Origin of the sequence: Marinilabilia sp. (assembly GCF_016278715.1) — a bacterium.
In the GTDB taxonomy this organism is placed as follows: domain Bacteria; phylum Bacteroidota; class Bacteroidia; order Bacteroidales; family Marinilabiliaceae; genus Marinilabilia.
In genome coordinates, this window is the sequence record NZ_JADQBH010000264.1 from 1 (window position 1) to 3,122 (window position 3,122).

At 49.0% G+C, this 3,122-nt stretch carries 3 protein-coding genes; all 3 read left to right on the forward strand.

The window, feature by feature from the left end; all coding sequences use genetic code 11:
* The coding region (locus tag QZZ43_RS16120) for a RagB/SusD family nutrient uptake outer membrane protein (RefSeq protein ID WP_291861518.1) at positions 1 to 1,544 on the forward strand (1,544 nt) is incomplete at its 5' end.
* 282 nt (positions 1,545 to 1,826) lie between these two features.
* On the forward strand, positions 1,827 to 2,714 hold the full coding sequence (locus QZZ43_RS16125) for a DUF4361 domain-containing protein (protein ID WP_291861520.1): 888 nt from the start codon (positions 1,827 to 1,829) through the stop codon (positions 2,712 to 2,714).
* A 6-nt stretch (positions 2,715 to 2,720) separates the two neighbouring features.
* A complete protein-coding gene (locus QZZ43_RS16130) occupies positions 2,721 to 2,891 on the forward strand; it encodes a cyclomaltodextrinase C-terminal domain-containing protein (RefSeq protein ID WP_291861522.1) in 171 nt (56 codons plus the stop codon).
* Positions 2,892 to 3,122: the final 231 nt, after the last annotated feature.

Here is a 3,122-nt window from a genome sequence, read left to right on the forward strand (position 1 = left end):
GAGAGATGTATTTCTTTAGGGGCTATCTTCTCTATCTCCTGTTGCAGCAATACGGGCCAGTGGCTATACCTCCCGATGGGTTGGTAGACGTCAACGACGAAGCAGGAAAGCTGATGGTCGAACGCAACACTTACGACGATTGCGTGGATTATATCATCGAAAATATGGAAGAAGCATGTAAATACCTGCCTGCCAACAGGGAATCAGCATCCGATATTTTTCGCCCCACCTCCGGTGTAGCTTTGGCTGTGATGTCACGGGTTTTGCTGGTTGCAGCCAGTCCACAATACAACGGCAACACAGCCTACACCAACTGGGTCCGTAGCGACGGAACTCCCTTTATTACCCAGACCAGCGAAAACAGCAAATGGGGAAAAGCAGCCGTAGCATCCAGACGACTCATCGAAACAGGACTTTACAGGCTGTATACCTACCCCCGAGAGTCAGGAGCTGAAGAGCTCCCCTCCAATGTGCCGGACGCCCCTTTTCCCAACGGAGCAGGAAATATAGACCCTTATAGGTCCTGTAAATACCCCTTCATCGGGGAAGTAATGCCAACCAGCAATCCGGAACTCATCTGGGGCACACAGGTTGCCCCCACGGGTGGGGATTCACCCCTCTGGAATTCTTCTCCGGCATCGTTGGGAGGTGGCTGCGGGCTAAACATTACTCAACCCCTGGTGGATGCCTTCAGAATGAAGGACGGAAGTGATATCAACGATTCAGGTAACGAATATCCCTATCCCGGTGAAGACCAGAAATACCTTCCGGTAGCTTCGTCCAAAAGCATGGGGGGATTTACCGTATATACCTCCAATACTGCCAGAATGTATGAAAACAGGGAAGCCCGTTTTTACACAACCATTGGCTTTTCACACTCCTTCTGGCCAGGTACCAACTATTCCGGTTCCGAAGCTGTCACCAATTACGAAGTTACTTATTATTCGGATGGAACAGCGGCTCCCACAGTCAATTATCCCGACGACTATAACCATACGGGCTACACTTGCATCAAGTACAACCATCCCACCGACAACCTGAAAGGCAGCCAAAAAAGCAAAGTATTCCCCATATTCCGCTATGCCGAAATTCTGCTCAACTATGCCGAAGCTCTCAACGAGCTCGACGGCTCATATACCGATGAAGCAACAGGAATTACGGTAACCCGGAATATGGAAGAGATAAAAAGTGCTTTTAATCAGGTAAGATTCCGCGCCGGTCTTCCCGGACTCTCCCCTGCCGAACTGGCCAGCCGGGAATCCCTCAGAGAGGCCATCAAACGCGAACGACAAGTGGAGTTTGCCTGCGAAGGTCGCCGCTATCATGATCTGCGCCGGTGGATGGATGCCCCTGATGCTTACAACGCCCCTGTGGTGGGAATGAATGTAAGAGCCAAAAGCTCTGAAAGGGAAAAATATTATACCCGTACTACCCTTAACAGCAACCTCACCCAACGCTCCTGGTCGTTTAAGATGTATTTCTGGCCCATCCCCAAAAGTGCTCTCGACAAGAACTCCAGACTGGTGCAAAATCCCGGATGGTGAGCGGAAGGGAGATATAGCTCTTGGCTCGTAGCTCGTAGCTCGTAGCTGGGAGGTTGAGGCTGAGGTTGAGGGGTAGTAAAATCCCGGATGGTGAGCGGAAGGGAAAAATAGCTCTTGGCTCGTAGCTCGTAGCTGGGAGGCTGAGGCTGAGGCTGAGAGTTCGTAGCTGTTAGCTCATGGCTGTTAGCTGTTGGTTTGTTAGCTCAGTGACCCTCTGTGTCTCCTCTGTGAAACTCTGTGTAACAAAAAAACCAAAACAAGAAACTCAAAACACAATACGCAATGAAAAAAGCAAAACTATTTTTATACATGGTGCCTGCCCTTATAGCAGGTTGCAGTCAGGAAAATCCTCTTAGCGAGGAACAGTACTACAAACAAGTATATCTTGTTGGAGCCGACGAAACTACCAACATGGGAATGTCGGTAGTTGAGATCCCCTACAATGATGCTGAAGAGCAGGAAACCTTTATTTCCGTAGCCACCGGAGGCAGTTTAAACATCGACCACGATTTCTCAGTAACGGTTGATGAGGCCGGCTTCAACTCCATTGCCGACTACAACTTCAAATACCTGAAAGACGATGACGTGCAGTATCAGCATCTGGAAGAGGCGTTTTACCGCATTCCCCATAATGAAATAACCCTGAAAGCCGGCGAGGTGTACGCCAGGATGCCTCTGTATCTGAAATCATCGGAGCTACACTGCGACTCGCTATATGCCCTTACCTTCAAAATCAGCGAAGTCTCCGATCCGGACGATCTCTCCATCAGACAGACAGATACGGTGCTGATACAGTCTTATATCTTCGTCAATGAATACTCCGACACCTACCAGATGGAAGGTTATTACTACCGATGGGCTGAGGGGCAGGCCGTAGGCGACTCCACCTCCGTTACGGCCACCCGATCTTTTAAGGCCGTAAATGCCAACACAGTGCGCCTATTCCATCTGGCCTATACCGAATCGCAGGATAACATCGGCCCCTACGGCCTCACCCTGAAGGTAAACGACGACAACTCGCTGACCATAAAATCCTGGGACCAACTGGAAATAACAGACGGAGGCGGCTACTGGTGGCCACAAACAGGCATCTTTAACGTGTGGTACAACTATGAGGTGGATGGCACCACCTTTCAGTTTGCAGGCTCTTTTGTGCAGAGCGATTTATAAACAGTCATGATAGTGGTCAATTCCAACAATCATGAGGTCTCACTCAACGCAGAAGACTATAAAGAAAGATCTCAATTCGCATCATCAGCAGTGAATGTGTTGACACACAAAAAGATTAATGACCTGAAAAACATTGCTATTCCACCCAATGAAACAGCGGTTTTTGAATTAAAATAACAAAAAATGGTATAGGGGCTCTCCTTTATGAGGTGGCCCCTTCTTTTTTCATACACGCTTGTGAGTTTGTGGCCCTTCCCCAACCCTTCCCCGGTGGGAGGAGAAAAAACGTTGGGCAAATAACCCCCTTTTTCTATATATTCCTTATTTTATTCAGCCCCATCGCGAAGCTCCCCCCTCTACCTGCCTTTTCAGGGCGAAAAAATTGCCTGGAACTTCTTTACCCGGGAT

Coding starts and splice junctions, on each gene's coding strand:
- QZZ43_RS16130 (WP_291861522.1), top strand. CDS start 2,721: ATGATAGTGGTCAATTCCAACAATCATGAGGTCTCACTCAACGCAGAA.
- QZZ43_RS16125 (WP_291861520.1), top strand. CDS start 1,827: ATGAAAAAAGCAAAACTATTTTTATACATGGTGCCTGCCCTTATAGCA.